This window comes from Belnapia mucosa, assembly GCF_016775475.1.
GTDB lineage: Bacteria > Pseudomonadota > Alphaproteobacteria > Acetobacterales > Acetobacteraceae > Belnapia > Belnapia mucosa.
In genome coordinates, this window is record NZ_JAEUXJ010000033.1 from 1 (window position 1) to 22,311 (window position 22,311).

At 72.2% G+C, this 22,311-nt stretch carries 12 protein-coding genes and 1 pseudogene; 3 read left to right on the plus strand and 10 right to left on the minus strand.

Going from position 1 to position 22,311, the window contains the following annotated elements; translation table 11 throughout:
• The coding region (locus JMJ55_RS28710) for a hypothetical protein (protein WP_202829056.1) at window positions 1-84 on the plus strand (84 nt) is incomplete at its 5' end.
• 134 nt (window positions 85-218) lie between these two features.
• Here JMJ55_RS28710 and JMJ55_RS28715 read toward each other — a convergent pair.
• Window positions 219-392, minus strand: a complete 174-nt coding sequence (locus JMJ55_RS28715) for a hypothetical protein (protein ID WP_202829036.1) — start codon at window positions 390-392, stop codon at window positions 219-221.
• A 47-nt stretch (window positions 393-439) separates the two neighbouring features.
• Complete coding sequence (locus tag JMJ55_RS28720) at window positions 440-1,135, minus strand: LysR family transcriptional regulator (RefSeq protein ID WP_202829037.1); 696 nt, start codon at window positions 1,133-1,135, stop codon at window positions 440-442.
• A gap of 108 nt (window positions 1,136-1,243) precedes the next feature.
• Between JMJ55_RS28720 and JMJ55_RS28725 the strand changes: the two genes are divergently transcribed.
• Window positions 1,244-4,810, plus strand: a complete 3,567-nt coding sequence (locus JMJ55_RS28725) for an ABC transporter ATP-binding protein (RefSeq protein WP_236034186.1) — start codon at window positions 1,244-1,246, stop codon at window positions 4,808-4,810.
• A 125-nt stretch (window positions 4,811-4,935) separates the two neighbouring features.
• Here the strand turns inward: JMJ55_RS28725 and nhaA are convergent, their stop codons facing one another.
• Window positions 4,936-6,123 (minus strand): Na+/H+ antiporter NhaA, encoded by a 1,188-nt coding sequence (gene nhaA / locus JMJ55_RS28730; protein ID WP_202829038.1) that lies wholly within the window; start codon window positions 6,121-6,123, stop codon window positions 4,936-4,938.
• A 156-nt stretch (window positions 6,124-6,279) separates the two neighbouring features.
• Between nhaA and JMJ55_RS28735 the strand changes: the two are divergent.
• Window positions 6,280-6,708 (plus strand): annotated as a pseudogene (locus JMJ55_RS28735) (transposase); the annotation flags it as partial.
• Between the two features lie 11 nt (window positions 6,709-6,719).
• Here JMJ55_RS28735 and JMJ55_RS28740 read toward each other — a convergent pair.
• The 7 genes from JMJ55_RS28740 to JMJ55_RS28770 form a co-directional block, all read right to left on the minus strand.
• On the minus strand, window positions 6,720-7,061 hold the full coding sequence (locus JMJ55_RS28740; protein WP_202829041.1) for a gamma-glutamylcyclotransferase family protein: 342 nt from the start codon (window positions 7,059-7,061) through the stop codon (window positions 6,720-6,722).
• Between the two features lie 4 nt (window positions 7,062-7,065).
• Window positions 7,066-9,153, minus strand: a complete 2,088-nt coding sequence (locus JMJ55_RS28745; RefSeq protein WP_202829043.1) for a PAS domain-containing sensor histidine kinase — start codon at window positions 9,151-9,153, stop codon at window positions 7,066-7,068.
• Between the two features lie 123 nt (window positions 9,154-9,276).
• Window positions 9,277-10,692, minus strand: a complete 1,416-nt coding sequence (gene pgmG, locus JMJ55_RS28750) for a phosphoglucomutase/phosphomannomutase PgmG (protein ID WP_202829045.1) — start codon at window positions 10,690-10,692, stop codon at window positions 9,277-9,279.
• A 10-nt stretch (window positions 10,693-10,702) separates the two neighbouring features.
• A complete protein-coding gene (locus JMJ55_RS28755) occupies window positions 10,703-11,578 on the minus strand; it encodes a UTP--glucose-1-phosphate uridylyltransferase (RefSeq protein ID WP_202829047.1) in 876 nt (291 codons plus the stop codon).
• 147 nt (window positions 11,579-11,725) lie between these two features.
• Window positions 11,726-12,220, minus strand: coding sequence for a hypothetical protein (locus JMJ55_RS28760; protein ID WP_202829048.1), 495 nt, complete (start codon window positions 12,218-12,220; stop codon window positions 11,726-11,728).
• A gap of 10 nt (window positions 12,221-12,230) precedes the next feature.
• Window positions 12,231-16,688: a glycosyltransferase family protein gene (locus JMJ55_RS28765; RefSeq protein ID WP_202829049.1), complete on the minus strand. Its 4,458-nt coding sequence runs from the start codon at window positions 16,686-16,688 to the stop codon at window positions 12,231-12,233.
• Window positions 16,685-22,195: a glycosyltransferase gene (locus JMJ55_RS28770; protein ID WP_202829050.1), complete on the minus strand. Its 5,511-nt coding sequence runs from the start codon at window positions 22,193-22,195 to the stop codon at window positions 16,685-16,687. The genes JMJ55_RS28765 and JMJ55_RS28770 overlap by 4 nt, the downstream gene beginning before the upstream one ends.
• Between the last annotated feature and the right edge of the window lie 116 nt (window positions 22,196-22,311).

A 22,311-nucleotide genomic window follows, 5' to 3' on the forward strand; every position in this document is an offset into this window, starting at 1 on the left:
CTCACCCTCATCGAGGTGCAGGTCGGCGCCTATCTCGGCGAGGACGACATCGTCAGGCTCGAGGATACCTACGGGCGAGCCTAATGAGGCGTGTGGGCCCCCCGTTTCGACCAGCCACCCGGCGCAACCTGAGGGCCTAGGCTTTCGCCTAGGCGTGCGCCTATGTCCCAGCCCGTCGAGCGCGTCGGAATCATCACCGGTCGGGAGCGCCGGAGGCGCTACTTTGGGGTGCCTCCCCGCGCCGAGGACAGCAGGAATTCCCGCAACTGCACCACATGCGGATCCCGCAGCAGACCGGGCCGGCTGTGCAGGGCGAAGACCCAGGAGCCCGGCAACTCATGCGGCGGGAAGAGTCGCACCAGGCGGCCCGACGCCAGTTCGGCATCCAGCATCGGCGCGCGTCCCAGGGCCACACCCGCGCCCGCGATCGCCGCAGCGATCACTGGTTGAAGCTGCTGAAGCGCACCACCCTCTTCGTCTGCGGGAGGCCCAGCAGGCTGAGCCATTGGCGCCACGACTTCTCGGGGCTGTCGCCATGCTCTTCCTCCAGCAGGCTGTGGCGCAGCAGCGCCGCCGGCTCCTCCAGCGGCCCCAGGGCGGGGCTGCAGACCGGAAAGACTGTTTCCTCGAAGAGCAGCTGGTCCGGTGGGCGCACCGCGCCCGGGCGCAGCCGCAGGATGGTGAGGTCAAGGCCCTCCCGCGCCATGTCCGGCCGGTCTTCCTCGATGGCGCGCATATGCCAGGCGGTGCTGGGGTGCATACCCGCGAAGGTGGCGAGCCGCGGCGCCAGCCAGAGCGAGGCAAAGGAGCCGCTGGCCGATACCGTCAGGCTCGGCCGGCTGCGACGGGCCTGGCCGCGGATCGCGTCGCAAGCCTCGCCGATCCGCGTCAGTGCCTCCTCGACGGCGGCCAGCAGCTCGGTGCCGGCTTGCGTAGGGGAGGTGCTGCTGTGACCGGAGCCGTTGCGGGCGCGGGTGAGCAGCGGCGTGCGCAACTCTGCCTCCAGCGCGCGGATTTGGTGGCTGACGGCGCTGGTGCTGACGTTGAGCGAGGCCGCGGCCCGCGCGAAGCTGCCCTGGCGGGCGACGGCGGCGAAGGCGCGGAGCGCCGTGAGCGGAGGCAGGTGCGAGGGCATCGCTGTTCGATATAGCTCAACGGCGAATGAAAATCTTGCAGTTGCCGCATGACGGGATGCTGCCCAGCATCAGGTCCCTTGGCATCGCCGCCGGGAGGCTTTCGGCCCATGTATTTCGACCTCCGCCTGTGGCGGCTGACCAAGGGGCTTCGGGGCCTCATGTTGGGGGGCGTGGCGCTCGGCCTGCTGGCGCTGGCCGCCGGCATCGCCCGCTTCGCTTTCCTCGGGGTGGCCTTGGCCCGGGTCTTCGGCGGCGCGGCAGCGGCCGAGGTCGCCTGGCCGCTGGCCGGCGCGGCGCTCGCCGTGCTGCTGCGCGCGGGGCTCGACCACGCCCGCACCGTGCAGGCGCATCGCAGCGCCGCGGCGGTGCAGACCCGGCTCCGTGCCGCCCTCTTCGACCGTCTCGTGGCGCTCGGCCCGGCCTGGTTCGCGGGCGAGCGCACCGGCGGCGTCATGCTGAGCATGGTCGATGGCGTGGAGCAGTTGCAGACTTTCTTCGGCCAGTATCTGCCGCAACTCGCCATCGCTGCCTGCGCGCCCGTCGCAATCTTCCTTTTCATGGTGTTCTGGGACGTGCCGGTAGCCCTTGTGCTGCTGGTGGCTGCCCTGGTGACGCTGGTGCTGCCCGCCACGATCCACCGCTGGGACCGGAAGGCCTCGCTCGCGCGCCAGCAGGCATTCAAGGCCTTCGGCGGCGAGTTCCTGGACGCCGTGCAGGGCCTGCCCACGCTGCAGGCCTTCGGCCAGAGCCGCAGCTATGGGGAGCGGCTTGCGGAGAAGGCGAGGGCCCTCTACCGCAGCACCTTCTGGGTGCTGGCGCTTGGCGTGCTGACGCGCGGCATCACCGATGCCGGCATGGCGCTGGGCGCGGCCGCCGCCTTGGTCCTCGGCGCGCATCGCGTCGGCGCCGGCGAGATGAGTCTTGAGGCGCTGCTGGTCGTGCTCATGGCCGGCACCGAGATCTTCCGCCCGCTGCGCGACCTGCGCTCCGTGCTGCATCAGGGCATGGTCGGCCAGTCTGCTGCGATGGGTATCCATGCGCTGCTGGAGGCCGAGCCCACCGTGGCGCCGGGTGGCGCCGCGCTCGAGGTACAGGATCAGGCGCCCGACATCGCCTTTGAAGCCGTGCGCTTCGCCTATCCGGGCGGCCGCGCCCCGGCGCATGACGGGCTGGACTTCAGGATCGCCGGCGGCGAGCGCGTCGGGATCGTCGGGCCGAGCGGCGCCGGAAAATCCTCCATCCTGCGGCTGTTGCTGCGCCAGCACGATCCGCAGGCCGGCCGCATCCTGATCGGCGGGCAGGACCTCGCCGGGCTCGATCCCGCCAGCATCGCGGCGCAGGTCGCCATCGTTGCGCAGGATGCCACCCTGTTCCATGGCACGATCGCGGACAACCTGGGGCTCGGTCGGCCGGACGCGACCCAGCCCGAGATGGAGGCCGCCTGCCGCGCCGCCAATGCGCATGACTTCATCCTGGCCCTCCCAGGCGGCTACAATGCCATGATCGGAGAGCGCGGCGCGCGGCTCTCAGGCGGGCAACGGCAGCGGCTCGCCATCGCCCGTGCCCTGTTGCGCAACGCACCGATCCTGATCCTGGACGAGGCGCTCTCCGCCGTGGACGCGGAGAATGAGGCGCTGATCCAGCAGGCGCTGGACCGGTTAATGCAGGGCCGCACCACGCTGATCCTGGCGCATCGCCTGTCCAGCGTGATCGGCGCCGACCGCATCCTGGTGCTCGACCAGGGCCGCGTGGTGGAGAGCGGCACGCATGCCGAACTCATGCAGCAGGGTGGCACCTACCGCCAGCTGATGGGCGCCCAGGCGGCCGAGCGCGGCGCTGCGGAGCATCTGCCGGAGCCGCCCTCCATCACTCCCACCGGGGCACGGGAGGAGGCTGGCGCGCCATCCCCGGAGCCCATCGCCGAGGCCGCCGCCGCCATCGGCTGGCGCGAGACATTGGCGAGCCTGCTGCGCTACATCCGGCCCTGGCGCGGCAAGCTGGGGCTGACGGTGCTCTTCGGCATCGGCCGGGTGACGGCCTTCATCGGGGTTGGAGTGCTTGGCGCCCTCCTGATCGCGGCCCTGGGCGAGGGCGCGCCGACCCTGGGCCTTGCGGCCGCGCTGCTGGTCGCGGCCCCGGTCGCGGGCGGGCTGCACTGGCTGGAATCCTGGCTCGCGCATGACATGGCCTACCGGCTGCTGGCCGAGATGCGCATCGCACTCTTCGCGCGGCTCGACGCGCTGGGCCCCGCCTATCTGCTGCGCCGACGCGCAGGCGATCTCGTGAGCCTCGCCACCACCGATGTCGAAACGGTGGAATATTTCTACGCCCACACCGTCGCGCCCGCCGTGGTGGCGATGCTGGTGCCGACGACGGTGCTGCTGGTGCTGGCAGCCATCGCCTGGCCGCTGGCGCTGGTGCTGCTGCCCTTCCTGCTCTTCGCCGCGCTCTCGCCGCTGCGGGGGCGGGCCCGCATCGACCGGCTCGGGGCCGAGGCGCGCGGCGCACTGGGCGGGATCGGCGCGCATGTGGCGGAAACCATCCAGGGGCTTGGCGACCTGCTGGCCTTCCGCGCCCTGCCGTTGCGGCGGGCGGAGTTTCTCACTCAGGTCGAGGATTACCAGCGGCGCCGCCTCGCCTTGCAGGAGGACCAGGCGGGCGCTGCCGCGGGGCTCGAGGTCGCGACCGGGCTCGGCGGCCTCGCCGTCGCGGCCATGGGCGCTGGCCTGGTGGCACAGGGGCAGCTCTCCGCCGGCTTGCTGCCCATGCTGATCCTTCTTGCCATCGCCGCCTTCCTGCCGGTGTCCGAGATCGCGCAGGTCGGGCGGCAACTCGCCGACACCATCGCCTCGACCCGCCGGCTGCGCGTGGTGGAGCGGGAGCAGCCGCATGTCGTGGACGGCACCAAACTCCCGGTCGTGCAGCGCGGCGGATCCGAAGTGGCGTTCGAGGCGGTAGGCTTCACCTATCCCGGCCGGGCCCACCCGGCGCTGGATGGCGTGACGCTCGTGGTCCCCGCCGGCCGCACCGTGGCGCTGGTCGGCCCTTCGGGCGCCGGCAAGTCCACGGTCGCCAGCCTGTTGCTGCGCTTCTGGGATCCCGATTCAGGCCGAATCACGCTGGATGGGCTCGACCTGCGCGACCTCACGCTGGACGGGCTGCGCGGCCACATGGCGCTGGTGGCGCAGGACACCTACCTCTTCAACGACACGCTGGAGGCGAATATCCGCCTCGCCCGACCGGCGGCGAGCGATGCCGATCTGGCACTGGCGCTGGAGCGCGCGGCACTGGCGAAGTTCGTGGCCAGCCTGCCGGAGGGCCTTGCGACCCGGGTCGGCGAGCGCGGCGTGCAGCTTTCGGGCGGACAGCGCCAGCGCATCGCCATTGCCCGCGCCTTCCTGAAGGACGCGCCGGTGCTGGTCCTGGACGAGGCGACCTCGCACCTCGATGCCATCAGCGAGGCGCAGGTGCGCGATGCGCTGGACCAGCTGATGCGAGACCGCACCGTGCTGGTGATCGCACACCGGCTCTCCACGATCCGCCATGCCGACGCGATCATCGTGATGCAGGCCGGGCGTGTCGTGGAAGCGGGCTCGCATTCCGAATTGCTGGCCCGCGGCGGCGTCTATGCCCGGCTCATCAACTGGCAGATGACCGGCACCGAGGCGGCCTAGGCATGCCATGGGAACTGGCAGAGGCCGGCGCGTATCGATCGGTGCATCGGCTTTTGCGGCCCTGAGAGGCGGCACGAGCGCCCCCCGTGCATCTGCGCACAACTCTCTGACCTTGGTTCAGCCTTTCAGTGCGACGGCGTTCCCGGCCGGTCCTGCGGAGCTATGCGGAGCAGGGCATAACCCAGGATGCCGGAGAGGAAGGAGCCGCCAAGGATACCGATCTTGGCTTCCGCCTGGAGCAGCGGGTCGCCTGGGAAGGCGAGAAGGGTGATGAAGAGGCTCATGGTGAAGCCGATGCCGCACAGCAGCGCTATGCCCACCAGCTGCAGGCGTCCTGCATAGGCCGGCATATCAGCGAGGCCGAGGCGGATAGCCAGGATCGAGGAGCCGAACACGCCTACCACCTTGCCGACCAGCAGCCCCAGCCCAACGCCCAGCGTCACTGGGGCAGCCAGGGCCTCTGCGGGCAGGCCCAGGAAGGGCACACCGGCATTGGCAAGTCCGAAGATCGGGACGACGAGGAAGCCAACCGGCATATGCAGGGCATGCTCCAGCCGATGCAGGGGGCTGTGCTCCTCCAGGTCCGGGCGGCCGGGGGTAGCCTGCAGGGGGATCGTGAAGGCCAGGATCACCCCCGCCAGCGTGGCATGGATGCCCGAGCGAAGCACCAGCACCCACAGCACGAGCCCGAGGAGGAGGTAAGGGGTGAGGCGCCGCACCCCGAGCTTGTTCATCCCGACCAGGATCCCGACGACCACGGCGGCTCCGGCCAGATCGGGTAGCGAAAGGCCGGCTGTGTAGAAGAGGGCGATGATGATGACGGCGCCCAGGTCGTCGATGATCGCCAGCGCAGTCAGGAACACCCGCAGCGATGCCGGGACCCGCTTGCCAAGGAGGGAAATGACACCGAGGGCAAAGGCGATGTCGGTGGCCGCAGGGATGGCCCAGCCTTGGGCTGTCGGACCAAGGTTGAAGGCCAGATAGATCAAGGCCGGCACCGCCATGCCGCCGGCGGCGGCAATGCCGGGAAGAGCTCGACGCGGCCAGGTCGAGAGCCGGCCGTCGAGCACTTCGCGCTTGATCTCCAGTCCAACGAGCAGGAAGAACACGGCCATCAGGCCGTCATTGACCCAGTGCTCGACAGACAGCGGCCCGACATAGGCGTGCAAGAGGGCCTCGTAGCTCGACCCAAACGGCGAGTTGGCGAGCACCAGGGCGAGGGCGGCTGCACCCATCAGCACCAGCCCTGCGGAGGACTGGCCCTGGAGAAAGCGGCGAAGGGCGCTGGCGGGGGCACGGTAGGATGGCGTCATCGACTGACCTTCGGGCACGGGAAGCCGACACCGGCGGCCCGACCGGTGCTGACCCCTGCCCATGCCATTCAGCGCGGACACCCGCCGTCGCTATCGCATTGACGAACACCGATCGCAAGGGCCCGGCATCGAACCTTCACTTTGGGCCGACCTGGTCGGGGCTATGACGGGGGCAAGCGGATCGTCGGGCGCAAGCGCCATGTCGCAGTGGACACCGACGGGCAGCGGCTGATGGTGAACCTCAGCACGGCCGACGTCTCGGACAGCGCGGGCGCGCAGACGATCCCGACGGCCATTCGGAAGCGCTGGCCGTGGTTGAAGCACCTCTTCGCCGACGCGGGCTACGACCGCACGACGCCGATGGACCGGGCCGCCTTCCTCAACGTCGTCGTCGAGATTGTCCGGCGCTCCGCCCCGAAGGGCTTTCACGTCCTCCCGCGCCGATGGGTGGTGGAGCGCACCTTCGGCGGGATGATCCGCTGGCGCCGCCTTGTGCGGGGCTAAAAGAGGTGCCTCGACATGTCCGAGGCCATGACCCACGTCAGCATGGGCGCCCTCCTGCTCCGTCGGGTGGCCCGTCGCTGATTCTCAAACGGTCACTCAGGCCAGGGCTCCGGCCCCGCACGCCAATACGGCGCCACCCAGGCCCGGGCCCAGCACGGGCCAAGCGCCGTCTCGACCCGCACCGGCACCAGTTGGTATTCCGCCCCCTCATAGGCGGCGAGGCGACGAAAGGCGGCTGGGCTGGCGCGCAGCACCGCACCCTCGGTCACCGCACCCGGCCGGGGCGCGAGGGTTGGATAGGGCGTGCCGCGCAGCCGCAGCCGGGCCTGACCCCGCAGCCGCGCCGGGCGCAGGCGACGATGCAGTCCGGCCTGCCCCGCCTGACGGTCCAGCACCCGGGGATCCAGCAGCGTGCCATAGAGGAAGAGCAGCACCGCGTCAGGCCGCCAGGGCCCGTCCCGGCGGCAAGGTAATGGTGGCGCGGGTGCCCTGCCCCTTGGTGGTGTCGAGGGTCAGGGTGCCGCCATGCGCCTCGACGAAGGCCTTGGCCAAGGGCAGGCCGAGCCCGGCCCCGCCAGCCCGCCGCCGCAAGCCTTCATCGAGCTGGCGGAAGGGCTCAAAGGCGCGGGGCAGTTCGGCGGCATCCATGCCGGGTCCCTGGTCGGCCACCGCGATGCGGAAGCCCGATGCGGGGCAGAACTCGGCGGAAAGCTCCACGCAGCCGCCATCGGGCGAGAATTTCACCGCATTGGCCAGCAGATTGGCGAGGGCCTGACGCAGCCGCCCGGCATCGCCGCGCAGCAGCGGTATCGGCTCGGCCGCCCTGGTCTCGATCCGGATGCCGCGGGCCGTGGCCTCGGTCAGCACTAGCCCGACAGCGTCATGCAGCAATTGCGGCAGCGGCAACGGCGCCTCGGCGAGTACCAGCGCGCCGGATTCGATCCGCGCCTGGTCCAGCATGGCGTTGAAGACGCCGAGGAGATGGCGGCCGGCCGCGACCACATGGCCAGCGAATTCCAGCCGCTCTGCTTCCCGTAGCGAGGGTTGCTGGAGCAATTCGGAAAAGCCGATGATGGCGTTCAGCGGGGTGCGGAGCTCATGGCTCAAGGTCCCGAGGACCAGGCTCTTCGCCCGGCTCGCCGCCTCGGCGCGGTCGCGTTCCGCCGCGAGCCGCGCCATGGCCTGGGCCCTCCGGCCGGATTCCAGCGCCACCGCGCCGAGATCGGCGAGCGAGGCCATGAAGGCGCGCTCCTCCGCCGTCCAGCGCCGCGGCGCCCCTTCGGCGCAGGCGGAGACGAGGCCGAGCACCTCCTGCCCCGCCCGGATCGGGGCGGAGAGCAGCGCGCCGATGCCGAAGGGCTGGATATAGGCCTCCCGCAGATCGGCGACCCGCGGATCGGTGGCGGCATCCTCGGCGGCGATCTCGCGATCCGCCATCAGCGCGGCGAGATAGGTCCTCGTATTCGGCAGCCGGGCCAGGGCGGACCGCTTCGGCGAGACCTCGGGGAGCGGCAGCCCGTCATGGCCGACCAGGGTGAGCAGGCAGAACCCGCCATCCGCCTCACGCAGCCAGACGCCGGCATCGCACCCCTCGAGGCCCCGCACCGCGGCTTCCGCGATGCCTTGCAGCGCCGCGGTGGTGTCCTCGCCGGCTGCGGGCATGGCCGCGGCGATGCGGGTGAGCAGCGCCGCCTGGCGCTCGGTCCGGGCGGTATGGGCGGCTGCCTCGGCCTCGGCGCGGCGTCGTTCGGAGATGTCCTCGACCACCACCACGGCGCCCTCCGGCCGCCCCATGCGGTCCCGCAGCGGGGCGGAGGAGATGGACACCGGCAGGCGGGTGCCGTCGCGCCGCATCCGTTCGGCTTCGACCCCGACCAGCCGCTCGCCATCCTTGGCCCGTAGCGCCCGGGCCGCATCGGCCTCCCCCGGCGGGACATGCGGGCCGAAGCGGCCAATCGCCTCCGCCGCGGTCCAGCCGAAGACCTGCTCGGCGGCGCGGTTCCAGTCGGTCACCAGGCCCATGGCATCGATGGCCATCAGCGGCAGCGGCACCGCCTCCACCACCGCGTGGAAATGCTCGGCCAGCCGCTCGGCCTCCGCCTCGTGCCGCAGGGCATCGGTCACCAGGATCGCCAGATCCTGCAGCGCCGCCAAGTCATCGGGCGCGGTGCTGGCCGGATGCGGCATGGTATCGCAGCAGAACAGCGCGCCGATCGGCCGGCCCTGGCTGTCGAGCAGCGGGGCGCCGGCATAGAAGCGGAAGCCCGGCGGGCCGATGACCGCCGGGTTGGTCAGGAAGCGCGGATCCTCCAGGGCATCGGGGACGACCAGCGGGAAGCCGTCGGAGACCGTGATGTCGCAGAAGGAGCCGGCGCGTGGGATGGTGCCGGCATCCAGCCCGAAGGCGGTGCGGATATGCACCATCTCCTCGCCCACCAGGCTGATGCCTGCCATGGGGGTGCCGAGCAGCCGGGCGGCAACCCGGCACAGGCGGGCAGTCGGTTGCCCGCCGGCCAGTTCCGCCATCGATCCGACCCTGCCGTCCGCCCCCATCCCTGCACCCATCACTACCAGGGGCAAAGTCACCGATGCACGGCGAGGTTGCAAGCCTAAGCTGATTTTCCACCCGTCACGAGATCGGGTTCCAGCTTAATGCCCGGCATTCTCCGCAGAGAAATCCGGGGCGGCGAGGCCGCTGGCGGTCAGCTGGCTGACCAGCTGCGCCTTCAGCCGCTCCAGCCCCTCCGGCGAGGAGGCTTCGCAGCGCGCGACCAGCACCGCCTGGGTGTTGGAGGCGCGGAGCAGCCACCAGCCATCCTCGGTCAGCACCCGGACGCCATCCACATCCTGCACCTTGGCCCCGGCGGCGGCGAGGCGGCTCTTCACCTCCTGCACCACGCCGAATTTGCGGTCCTCGGTGCAATCGAAGCGGAGTTCGGGGGTATTGATCACCTGCGGCAGGGCGGCGCGAACCGCGCCCAGCGTCTGGTCCATCCGCGCGACGATGCCCAGCAGGCGGATCGCCGAATAGGGCGCATCGTCGAAGCCGTACCACTTGTCGGCGAAGAAGATATGGCCGGACATCTCGCCCGCGAGCGGGCTGCCGGTCTCGGCCATCTTCGACTTGATGAGGGAATGGCCGGTCTTCCACATCAGCGGCGTGCCGCCCGCCTTGGCGACCTCGTCGAACAGGACCTGGCTGGCCTTCACATCGGCGATGATGGTGCCGCCGGGCTTCGCCTTCAGCACATCCCGCGCCAGGATGATCAGGAGCTGGTCGCCGAACAGGATATGGCCTTCATTGTCCACCACGCCGATGCGGTCGGCATCGCCGTCGAAGGCGATGCCGAGATCGGCGCCGGTGCGGGCGACCTCGGCGATGAGCTGTTCGAGATTCTTCGCCACCGTCGGATCGGGGTGGTGGTTGGGAAATGTGCCGTCCACATCGCCGTTGATGACGGTGTGCTCGCCGGGCAGCTTGCCGGCCAGCGCCTTGGTCACCTCGCAGCCGGACCCATTGCCCGGATCCCAGACCACCTTCAGCTTCCGCTCGCCCCCATCATAATCCTGCAGCGCGCGGGCGACGTAATCGGCGAGGATGTCGTGCTGGCGGTCGGTGCCCTCGGTGGCGACGGGGACCACGTCGCCGTCCCGCGCCATCCGGCCGATCTCCTGGATCTGCGGGCCGAAGAAGGGCTTCTGGCCCAGCATCATTTTGAAGCCGTTGTAGTTCGGCGGGTTGTGGCTGCCCGTCACCATCACCGCGCCATCGGCCTTCAGCGCATGGCTGGCGAAATAGAGCATCGGCGTGGCGACCAGGCCGATGCGCACCACCTCCAGCCCGCAGGCCCGCAGCCCGGCGACGAGCTGCGGCTCCAGATCCGGGGAGGAGAGCCGGCCATCATAGCCCACGGCGACCTTCGCCCCGCCGCCGCGCACCACGATCGAGCCGAAGCAGCGGCCGATGGCGAAGGCGTCCTCCGGCTGGAGGGTTTCGCCGATGATCCCGCGGATATCGTATTCGCGGAGAACGGTGCCATTGAATTCGTGGTGGAAGACGGACATCGGGGTTTCCTCAGGCGTAGCGCTTCATGATGTCGCGCATGGCCGGCGCCATGTCGGACCGGGCCAGGGCGAAAGCAACCTGGGCTTCGAGATAGCCGGCCTTGTCGCCGCAATCAAAGCGCTTGCCCTCATACAGCACGCCATGGAAGGGCTGGCTGCCGATGAGCTTCGCCATGCTGTCGGTGAGTTGGATCTCGTTGCCGGCACCGCGCTCCATCTTGGAGAGATGGCCGATCACCTCGGGCATCAGCACGTAGCGGCCGATGACGGTGAGGTTGGAGGGGGCCTGCTCGACGGGGGGCTTCTCAACCAGGCCCTTGACCTCGACCAGCTTGCCGGTGGTGGCGCCGGGGTCGATGACGCCATAGCGGTTGACGATCTCCCGCGGCACTTCCTCGACCGCGACGACGTTGCCGCCGGTCTCGTTATAGGCATCCGCCAGCTGCTTGGTGCAGGAGACCTCGCATTGCATCAGGTCGTCCGGCAGCAGGATGGCGAAAGGATCGTCGGCGATGAAGGCGCGGGCGCACCAGATCGCATGGCCGAGGCCGAGCGGCACCTGCTGGCGGGTGGTGATGATGGAGCCGGGCTGCATCGCCTGGGCGTGCAGCATGTCGAGCTCCTTCTGCTTGCCGCGCTCGGTCAGCGTGCGCTCCAGCTCGACGGCGACGTCGAACTGATCGACCAGCATCACCTTGCCGCGGCCGGTGACGAAGCAGAACTGCTCGATGCCGGCGGCGCGCGCTTCCTCCACCGCATACTGGATCAGCGGCTTGTCCACCACCGGCAGCATTTCCTTTGCCATCACCTTGGTGGCGGGCAGGAACCGGGTGCCGAGGCCGGCGACGGGCAGGACGGCCTTCTTCAGCGGCTTCTTGGCGGACACGGATAACTCCCTGGGCAGGCGTGGCGCTGGGTCGCGGCCGGGTTGCAGAACGCGCGGGGCAGGGATGCCACGCGACCGGGGGACGGGCAAGCGAATGCGCCGAGAGGGTGGCTGACCGCCCCCGGTCGTGAAGCCGGCGGAACTGTCTCAGCCCTTGAGCAGCCAGGCGCCGAGCTTGCCGCGCAGGCCGGGCTGCTCCAGCAGGCGCGCGGCCTCGGTGGCGCGGCGCTCGGCGGCGGCGGTGCGGGCCTCGGCCGCCGTGGCACGGGCCTCGGCCTGGGTCACCCGCCCCTGCAATTCGGCCGCGGCCTGCTTCGCGGTCTGGAGTTCATCGCGCAGAAGGCGGGCATGCTCGGCCTCGGAACGGGCGGCGGCGAGCTCCTGCTCGAGCTGGCGGATGCGGTCATCGCGGCCATCCGGGCCACTGGCCAGCACCTCGCCTTCGAGCATGCGGCGCAGCATCGCCTCCGCCTCGTCCTTCCGCTCGGGCTGAATCCAGCCGCCGACCCGCACGCGGCCCAGTGCCCGCTGCTCCTCGGCGAAGCGGGCGGCCTCCTCGGCCCGGCGCTGGCGCGCCTCTTCGGCCCGGGCCTGGCGCTCGGCCGCGGCGGCAGCCTTCTTGTCGAGAACGACATCGCTCATGGGAAACCTCTTACAATTGCAAAGTCGCGCCAGGGAGATGGCGCTCGACCACGGCGAGGATGGCCTCCGCGCGTTGCGCGAAAGTGTGTTTCCCGAGAATGAGCCGACGCAGCCGCGCGGCCGCCTCCGGCTGCCGTGCCCGCGCGGCGGCCACCGCCCGTGGCAGGTCCTCGGCGCCGTCATAGGGATAGACCAAGTCGCCGAAGACCTCCGGCAACCCCTCGACCCGGTCGGTGACGATGGCGGCGCCGCAGGCCGCGGCATCGAACAGCCGGTTCGAGAGGAAGCCGTGTGCCCGCATGTCGTCCCAATGGTCGTTCAGCACCACCTCGGCATGGCTGTAATACCGGCGGAGCAGGCGGTTCTCGATATGCTCCCCGCGCCAGACGCCGGGCAGCCGACCCTCCCAGTCGCGGCCCCAGACGGCAAGGTCGAGGCCGGCGGCAATGGCATCCGCCACCACGGGACGGTGCTGGCGGCGGGAATTGCCGATGAAGACCACCGGCGCCAGATCCTCCGGCCGTTCCGGGTCGGGGTGGAACAACGCCGGATCGGTGCATTGCAGCAGGGGCGAGACGCGGTCGCCCAGCGCTGGCCGGAGGCTCTCGGCATGCGGCGCCGAGGCGACGAAGACATGATCGAAGCCGGCCAGCTCCTCCACCCCCGCCTTGCTCGGATGGCTGATGAGCCAGAGCAGGTTGAGGCAGTGTGGATCCGGCTCGAAGGTCGAGAGGCCGCGCAGCACGAGCGAAACATCGTCGCCGGCGCCGACCCCGTCCCCCCATTCCGGCAGGATGTCGAGCCGCACCGAATGGCCGAGCCGCCGCAGCGCCCGCGCCAGGCCTTGCGCGAAATGCCAGTCGCCCCAGGCCTCGCGTTCATCATGCTTGGGCACCGGCACCTTGATCCCGAAGCGCAGCCGCGAAGCGGCCTGCCGCACAGCGGCCGCGACCGTCTTCGCGCGATGCGCATAGGTATGGCCGGCTAGCACCGCCCCCCGCAGACGCGTCGCCGCCGCCTGCCGGGCGGCATCATCCGAAAGGTAGCGATGCGCCAGGGTATTCAACTCCTCGGCGGTGGAGAAGCTCGGCAGCAGGCCAGGAAACAGCTCCTCCGCGCCGCCGGTGCAATTGGTCAGCACCAGCGCGCCCGAAGCGGCGGCGTCGAAGACGCGGGAGTTCAGCGAATTCCAGTCCCGCGTCACCGGGTCGGAATCGTCCAGCACGAGCCGGGCGCCGCCATAGGCCGCTGGCATCTCCCAATAGGGCAGCCGGCCGCGCCAATAGGGCGCCGCCTCCTCCACCTTGTCCCAGCCCTGGCCATGGATGACGAAGCGGATGCCGAGCATGGAGGGGTCGAGCAGCGTCTGCGCCAGGCGCTGGTTGCCCCAGTGGTTGCCGGTGAAGAGGATATCCGCCTCGGGCTCGGTACCCGGCGCGGGCGGGGCGAAGCGGCGCGGATTGCTGGCGATGGGCAGCAGCCCGACCGGCAGTCCGGTCGCCGCCTCGATCGCCTCCGCCGCCTTGCGGGAGGAGGCGAAGACGAGCGTATAGGCATCGAGCAGGCCGCTGCCGATCCACTCATCCACCCGGTTGCGCACCCAAGCGATGGTGACGAGGCCCGGCGTCGCATTCACCACCCGGCGGATCGGCGTATCCGGCCGCATCGCCACCAGTGCGTCGAGGCCGCGGATATCCGCCTCCTTGAAGGGGTGCAACGCCGCTTCCCAGCCCTCGCCCTCGGTCAGCGCCTCGGCCAGCTCCAGCGCGGTGAAGACGTCGCCGGCACTGGTCTCGGGCTCGATGCTGGTGACCGCAAAACCGATGCGGAAGGGCGCGGCGCGCCAGCCGGCCTCGCCGGACAGGGCGGCGGCACGGATGCGGCGCTTCAGCCAGGCGGCCTGGCGGCGGAGGAAATGCTGGCGGTTGCCGATCTCGCGGCCGCGCGCCTCCTGCTGCACCGGGTCGGCCAGGGCGGCGGCGAAGCGCCGGCCGCGCGTCGCGCTGCGCTGATGCACCGCCACCGCATCCCGCGCCACCACGATGCTGCCGATCTCCCGGCCGAGGCGGAGGCAGAGATCGACATCCTCCAGCCCGTATTCATAGCCCTCGTCGAAGCCGCCGAGGGCGAGGAAATCCGCCCGCCGCACCAGCAGCATCGCGGCCGTCGCCGCCGGCGCCGGGCCGGACCCGGCGGCGATATCGGCGGCATCCGCCTCGATCTCATAGGGCAGCCACAGGCTGCGGGCATGCGCCCCGCCATGCAGCAGGCGGAAGGCGATGCCGTCATGATGCAGCACCGGGCGCAGGCTGCCATCCGGCTGCACCACCGGCTCGGCCAGCCGGGCGCCGACCGCCGCCACGCCCTTCGCCGCCAACGTCCGCAGCATGGCCGGCAGCGGGTTGGAGCGCAGCAGGATGTCGTTGTTGAGGAACAGCAGGTGCTGCCCCTTGGCCATCCGCGCGCCGAGATTGTTGGACTCCGAGTAGGAGAAATTCCCCTCCCGCGCCTTGATCCGGATCGGCAGCCGCCGGCGCCATCGCCGTGCCACCGCAAGGCTGTCATCGGTCGAGCCGTGATCGATCAGGATCACCTCGAAGGGCGTCGTCACATGTTCGGCGAGCGAGGCGAACAGGCTCTCCAGCAGCGCCGCGCCGTTGCGGTTCAGCACGATGGCCGAGACCATGCCGGCGGGCATGCCACGGGCCGGCACCGGCGCCGCCGGGCGTGCCGCGGGCGCCGGCAGCAGCCGGTAGGGCGGATGCAGCGCGGTCGGCATGCCCTCCAGCGGCTCGGCGGCGCCGAGGATGCGGATCGACAGGCTACGGGCGCGGCCGGCCCAGCATTCCGCCGGCACCGGCCAGGCGAAGCCGTGCTGGCCATGCGGGCTGAGGCTGAGAAGGCGTGGTTCGTAGCGGTTGGCGGTAATGGTGGCGACGATGCCGCCATCCAGCTCGACCGCCAGCTGCACCGGGCGGTCCGGCGCCAGCGCATCCACCGCCCAGCCGGTCACCAGTTCGGGCGAGACCAGCTCCACCTTGCCGCGGAAGCGCAGCTGCGATGCATCGGCATCCTCGGCGCTCAGTCGGGCGTCGAATTCCCGGGTGCCGTCGAGCGGCAGGTCGACCCCGCCGGCGGTCAGCCGCAGCCGATGCAGCGCGCCGTCGAACAGCGCCCGCGGCACCGGCAGGGCGAAGCCGGGCGTGCCAGGCCCGATCTCCGGCCGTGCCAGGCCGGTCACCGCCTCGGTCACCGGCCGTCCGCCATCATGCAGCACCAGCGGAACCGGCGCCGCCGGGTCGGCCGGATCCTGCACCCAGCCGGTGAGGATGCCGCCGGCAAAGCGTTCCAACCGGCCACGCAGGGCGGCACGGTAGGGAAGCTCCCTCCCTTCCGGCCAGGCCCGCAGCCATTCCCCGGTGCCGGCATCCCGCACAGAGAGCCAGTGCTCCGCCCCATCCTGCAAGGCGACCGGCATGGCGATGGTGAACCAGCCGGCCGGATCCTTACGCCGCTCCAGCACCAGCAGGGGCAGCATCGGGTGGCGGGCGCCATCCACCAGCACCTCCAGCCGGATCACCGGCCGGTCGCCGAAGACCACCCGTCCCTCGGGCAGACCGCGACGGAGCCGGAAGAAACCGCCGCCGCCGCGCAGCACCGCCGTCTTCGGGCTATCGCGCAGCGGCTCTCCGGTGCCGACTTCCAGCACCGCGATCTCATGCGGCTCGCCATCATAGACGCGATCGGGCAGCGGCAGGGCGAAGGCGCAGGGCGGCATGCCGGCCTCGGCCAGGTCGGGCCGGGCGATATTGGCCAGCGCGGTGCCGGCAGTCTCGCCATCCACCCGCAGCTCGACCCGCACCGGGCCGGCGCCACGGCGGCGGGCCCAGCCGCAGGCCTCGCCATGCACCACCAGGTCGAGATGCCCCTCCAGCGGCCCGGCCGGGCCGGTGGCGCGGCCGGCCGGCACCGCCTCCGGCTCGGCCAGCGGGAAGGGTTGCAGCAGCATGGCCTCGGCCAGGGCGGCATCCAGGGTGGAGAGGTCGGGAATGCGCGGCGGCGGGCCGAGCGGGGCCGCGGCGGGCGGCGGCGCGGCCGGACGCGGCGCCTCCGCCACTGGCGCGCTGGCCGGGCTGCGCTGCTCGGCGGCGATCGGGGCCCAACTCGGATCGAGGAAAGAGAGCGGCACCGCGGCGCCGACCGGGCGCACCAGGATCTCGCCCGGGCCGAAATCCGGGATCGCCATGGTGCGCAGGAATTCATAGCCGCAGAGCCGGTGGCCGCCGAGCTCCTTCGCCACATCCGGCCGGTCGATCGCGGTGCGGACGCGCGCCACCACCTCGCCGCGGACCTCGAGCTCCAGTTCGGCCGGCTCGTAGGGTGTCTCGACGCTGACGCACCAGCCGGTGATCTTGTCGCGTCCGACGACCTCGACATAGCCGTGGAAGCGGGGCGTGGCGGCGTTCATGCCGTGGCTCCGGCGATGGCGAGGTACTGGTCGAGCCGGGCCAGCACGGCCGGGGCGGCGAAGCGGCCGGTAATGAAGCGCCGGCCACGGGCCAGCCGCTCCGCACGGCGCTCCGGCGCAGCGAGGGCGGCGGCGAGCGCGGCGCACCAGTCGGACGGGTCGCGGCTGGCGAGCAGGACGTGGTCCGCCTCCTCCGGCGCCACCGCCTCGGCCACGCCGCCGACGCGGGGGGCGACGACCGGCAGGCCGAAGCATTGCGCCTCGACCACCGCATTCGGCAGGCCCTCGACCGAGGAGGTCAGCAGCAGCGCATCCATCAGGCTGTAATGCAGCGGCAGCTCGGCGCCGACCCGGCCGGCCAAGCGCACCGCCCCCGCCAACCCCTCGGCCGCCAGCTGGGCCCGCAGCGGATCGCCCATCCGGCCATCGCCGGCGACGAGGAAGACCGCATCCGGCCGCAGCGCGCGCATGGCCCGCACGATGCCGAGCCAGAGATCGACGCCCTTCTCCTGCTCCAGCCGCATGACGCTGCCGATCACCGGCACGCCGCCGGGGATGCCGAGCCGGTCGCGCAGCGCGGCGACGGCCGCGGGCGCGCCGGGTTGCAGCGTCGCGGCATCGACGATGTTCGGCAGCACGCCGCAGCGCGCCGCCGCCACCGCCTCCGGCAGGCCCAGCCAGTCATTCCAGCCGGCGAGGTTGGCGGCGCAATTGTTCAGCATCACCCCGCCGCCTTCCAGCAGCAGCGCCCGCAGCGTGGCGCGCCAGAGCCGGTAGCGGGCGGTCTCGGTCTCGGTCAGCCCGTCGCGCAGCGGCAGGGCGACGCTGCCCGAGCGGATGACGATGCGCGGCACGCCGAGTGCCATGGCGGCCAGCGCCGCATCCGCCATGCATTGCGGCGACCAGGCGACGATGCTCTCCGGCCGCAGCGCACGAATGGCGGAGGCGAGGCCGCCCACCTGCCGGGGCCTCAGCGCCTCGGCGAAGCCGCCCGCAGGCAGGGCAAGGTCCGGCAACTCGGCCAGGGCCCGCGCCACGCCATCGGCATGGTCGGCGACCGTGCCGCTGGCGATGCCGGCAGCGGCCAGCTCCGGCAGGAAGAAGGTGGCGCGGCCGGCGCGGCCGGGATCAGTGCGCAGCACCATCACCTCCCGCCCCGCCGCGGCCTGGGCCCGGGCCATGGCGCTGCATTGCCGCTCCGACCCGCCGAGGGCCAGCGAGTTGATCACATGCAGCACGCTGCCCGGCTTCGGCAGGTAGCGTGGATGCACCCGGCGCCGGGCGGAGCGGGCGACGAGCGTGGCGAAGGCCGCCATCGGCTCGGCCTCGTCGGTCTCGGCGCGCATCCGGCCGGCGATGCGGCCGGCGGCCGCCACCTCGGCCCGCAGCGCCGGCGGCAGGCCGGGCGCGCGGATCAGCGGGATCGCCGCATCCACCTCCCCTTGCCGGAGCAGGAGCCGGGCCAGCCGCTCGGCCGCCGCCGGGGCGACCTCAGGCCGGTCCAGCAGCCCGCGCAGCACGGCGGCGGCGCGGTCCGGGCTCTCGGCGATGGTCATGCGCTCGGCGAGGTGCAACCGCGCCTCCGGATCGGTGCCGGCGCGGCGTTCCAGGGCGCGCAGGTAGCGCCCGACCACGGCATGCCGCGCCCCGGCGCGCAGCCATTCGAAGGCGGATTGCCAGAGTTCCGGCTCGGCCGGGGCGCGGCGCAGCGCTGCCCGCAGCACGGCGCGGGCTTCCCGCATCCGCCCGGTCCAGGACAGCAGCCGGGCCAGCACGCCGGCCGCCCGCAACACCGGCCGCGGCGCGGCCAGGGCGGCACGCAGCCGCCGTTCCGCCTGCGCCTCCTCGCCCAGCCGCTGGGCGAGCTGGCCGAGGCGGAACTGCGCCTCGGAATCCGCCGGGTTGGCCTCGGCCAGGGCGGTCCAATGGCGGAAGGCCGCGTCGAGATTGCCGGCCTCGGTCTGCAACCGCGCCTGGAGGCGAAGCAGCTGGTCATTGCTGCCGAGCTGGCGCCGCGCCTCCTCGGTGGCGGCGAGGGCGGCGGGCAGATCGCCCAGCCGGGCGCGGGCCTCGGCACTGCGCAGCCAGGCTTCCAGGTCGCGCGGCTCGGCTTCCAGCAGCTGCTCCCAGAGGGCGAGCGCCTCCCGCTCCTCGCCCAGGGCACGCAGGCTGCGGGCGAGCCAGCGCAAGGGCTCCTCGCCCGGGGCAAGGCGGAGGGCGCGGGCGAAGGCGGCGCGGGCCTCGGCCATGCGCTCCTGGCGGAAGCGGGCCTGGCCGATGCCGAGCAGCGCCTCGGCATCCACAGGCAGGGCGGCGAGCACCGCCTCCCAGGCGGCTGCAGCTGCCGACCAGTCCCGGAACTCCATGGCGGCACGGGCGCCGGCGCGCTCGGCCTCACCGGGCAGCGTCTCGGGCTCGGCGGGTTCGGCGGCCTCGCCCGGCTCCGCCATGCCGTAGAGTTCCAGCAGGCGCTGCACCATGGCCTCGCGCCCGAAGCGGGAGGTGGCGAAGCGCGCGGCCTCGCGCCGGGCCCGCTCGGCCCAGGTGCGGTCGTTCAGGCAGGCCAGCACCTTCTCGGCCAGGGCACCGGCGAGGTCCGGCGCCTCGGGCGGGACCGACCAGCCGGTGACGCCTTCGATCACCGTCTCCGGCATGCCGCCGACCCGCGTCGAGACCACCGGGCGGCCGAGCGATTGCGCCTCGACCAGCACATTGGGCAGGCCCTCGGTGCGGGAGGTGAGCAGCACCACATCCATCAGCCGGTACCAGGGCGCGACCTCGACATGGCCGGGCAGGCGCAGGCGTTCGGCGATGCCGAGCCGGCGGGCGAGCGCCTGGACCTCGCCCAGCAGCGGCCCCTCTCCCGCCAGGACCAGATGCAGGTCGGGCCGCGCCCGGACGGCGCGCGCCGCCGCCTCGACCCAGAGCAGCGGCCGCTTCACATCCGAAAGCCGCAGCACGCCGCCCAGCACCGGCGCGCCGGGTGGGATGTTGAACTGCGCCCGAAGCTGCGCGGCGCGGGCCGGATCGGCGGCGCGCGACAGCCGGTCGAATTCGAAGCCGTTATGGACCACGTGGATGGTCCCCTCCGGCAGGCCGAGCCAGCCCTCGTAATCCCGCGCCCCGGCGAGGCTGTTGTTGCAGGCGATGACCTGCGGCAGCCGCAGCAGCGCGCGATAGGCGGCGGGCATATAGCCGCGCAGGCGCTGCCGGGTGACCGGGCGGGTAGAGCGGCCATTCAGCAGGATGCGCGGCACGCCGGCGAGCAGCGCGGCGATGGCGCCGTCGATGCTGGTCCGGTCCTGCCACAGATGCACGACCCGCGGCCGGAGCCGCCGGAAGGCGCCGTACAGCTTGATGATCGCCTCGGATAGCTCCCCACCGAGGAGTTGCAGCAGGTCCCGGTCCACCGGATCGAGAGTGGAAAGATCGACCTCCGCCACCTCCTCGGCAGCGAGATCCGTCACGGAGACGCCCGCTTCCCGCACCGCTGGCAGGTGGACGCGGCGCGCCGCGCTTTCGGTCAAGCGGGTGCAGACCAGGTGCAGCCCCTCACCTGAGCCGAGCCGGGCGGCGAGGCCGCGCAGCGCGAGGGCGATCTGCCGCTCGGCACCGCCACCGGCGAGCGAGCTATTGGCCAGCACCACCGGCCCCTCGGCCGAATCTGCTTGCGGGGCGCGCGCCCCGGCGCGGGCAGCCAGCATCTCCAGGATAATGTCGGGGAAGGCCAGCTCGGCATCTGCGCGCGGGCCAAGCAATTCGCGGGCACGGGCGAGCGACGCCTTGTGGCGCCCCCACTCCTCGGCCAGAGCCTCACCCGGCTCGGCCTCGCCGAGCAGCCGCGCGGCGAGATCCAGCGCACCCTCGCGCAGGGCGAGGCGGGAGGCGCGCAGCCGGTCGGCCGGCGCCTCGAGCACGAGATCCGCCAGCTTCTCGCGGATGGCGCGGCCGAGCCGGTCCTGCTCGGCAGCCTCGGCAATGTCGAGCCAGGCGGCGGGCTGGTCGCGGAACAGCGCTGAGGCTTCCTCGAAGGCGGCGGCGGCCAGCTCCGCCTGCTCGCTGCCGGCGAAGGCGAGGATGATCTCGCGCCAGGCCCAGCTCGCCATGCGGTTGGCGTCCAGCACCCGGGCCGCGAGCGCCTGGGCCTCGGCCTCGGCACCGCGGGTGAGCAGCAGGTTCAGCATGGCGCGAATGCCGAGCCGGTCGGCGGGATCCGCGGTATGGGCCGGCTCGATCAGCGTCGCCGCCTCGGTCAGGCGGCCGCGGCCGAGCAGAATCAGTCCGAGGCGCAGCCCCACCTCCCGCGCGGTGGCATCGGGGGCGGGCGGCATGCCGGTGGCGATGATCGGGGCGAAGCGGTGCAGCGCCGCCTCCGCCTCGCCACGCGTCTGCATCAGCCGCAGCAGCAGGAGGGAGGCGCGATCGAAGCCCGGCTTCGGGCCGACCGCGGCCTCCAGCACCGAAGCGGCCTCGGCATGACGGCGGTGGCGCATGAGATAGGCCGCATGGTCGAGCCGGAGGCCCTGATGCCCGGGGCGCAGGGCGAGCGCCGCGGCCCAGGCGGCATCGGCCTCTCCGGCACGGCCGAGTTCGGCGAGGCAGGTGCTATAGTCGCGCAGCAGCGCCACCTCGGCCGGATAGCGCTTCAGCGTCTGCTCGTAATGCCGCACGGCTTCGGCCGGGTGGCCGGCCAGGCGGAGCGACTGGGCGAGGCGGAAGCCGGCTTCGAGATCGGCGGGGCGCAGCTTCAGCACCCGCTGCCAGACCCGCGACGCCTCCGCCCAGCGCTGGGCGCGGTGGAGGGCGCGCGCCAGGTTGCGGCGATGATCGAGATTGTCCGGCTGCGCCTCGACCAGCCGGGTCAGCGGCTCGATCGCCTCGGCATAGGCGTTGCGGGCCAGCAGCCGGGCAGCCAGCAGCTCGGCCGCCACTGGATCCGCCGCATCGAGCTGGACAGCGACCTGGAGCAGGACGAGGCCAGCATCGGTATTGGCTGCTGCTGCTTCGCGCAGCCGCGCCTGACGTTCCTCGGGCGACAGGCCGCGCAGCAAGGCGGCGGCGAGGCCGAGGCCGAAGGGATGGTCGGGGCGCAGAGCCAGGGCACGCAGCAGCGCGGCCAGGGCACGGCCGGATTCCGCCAGCAGCATGCGGGCCTGGGCGAGCCGGGCCCAGGCCTCGAAATCTTCCGCATTGCGTTGCAGCACGGCTTCCCAGGCCGCCGCAGCGGCCGGGCTGCCGAAGCCGCTCTGGGCGCGGGCGAGCAGGATGAGCGGGCGGATATCCTGCGGCGCCAGCGCGGCGGCGCGTTGGGCGGCCTGCATCGCCTCCGCATGGCGATGCAGAAAGAACAGCGCCTCGGCGAGACGCAGCGAAGCTTCGGGGGCTCCGGGTTCGGTCTCGGCGAGATCCTGCCAGAGCGCGGCGGCCTCGACCCAGGCATGCCGTCGCGTGGCGTCCTCCGCCAAGCTGCGGCTGGCGCGGAGATCCTGCTCAATCGCTAGCGACACGGCTTCACCCCTGTGCGCGGCGGCGGCTATTGCTCCGCCGCCTTCGCCCCGGTTGCCGGCCGGGGCGCTCTACTCCATGACGGGACGGTGGCGCCCAGGCAAGCGGCGGTTGCCGC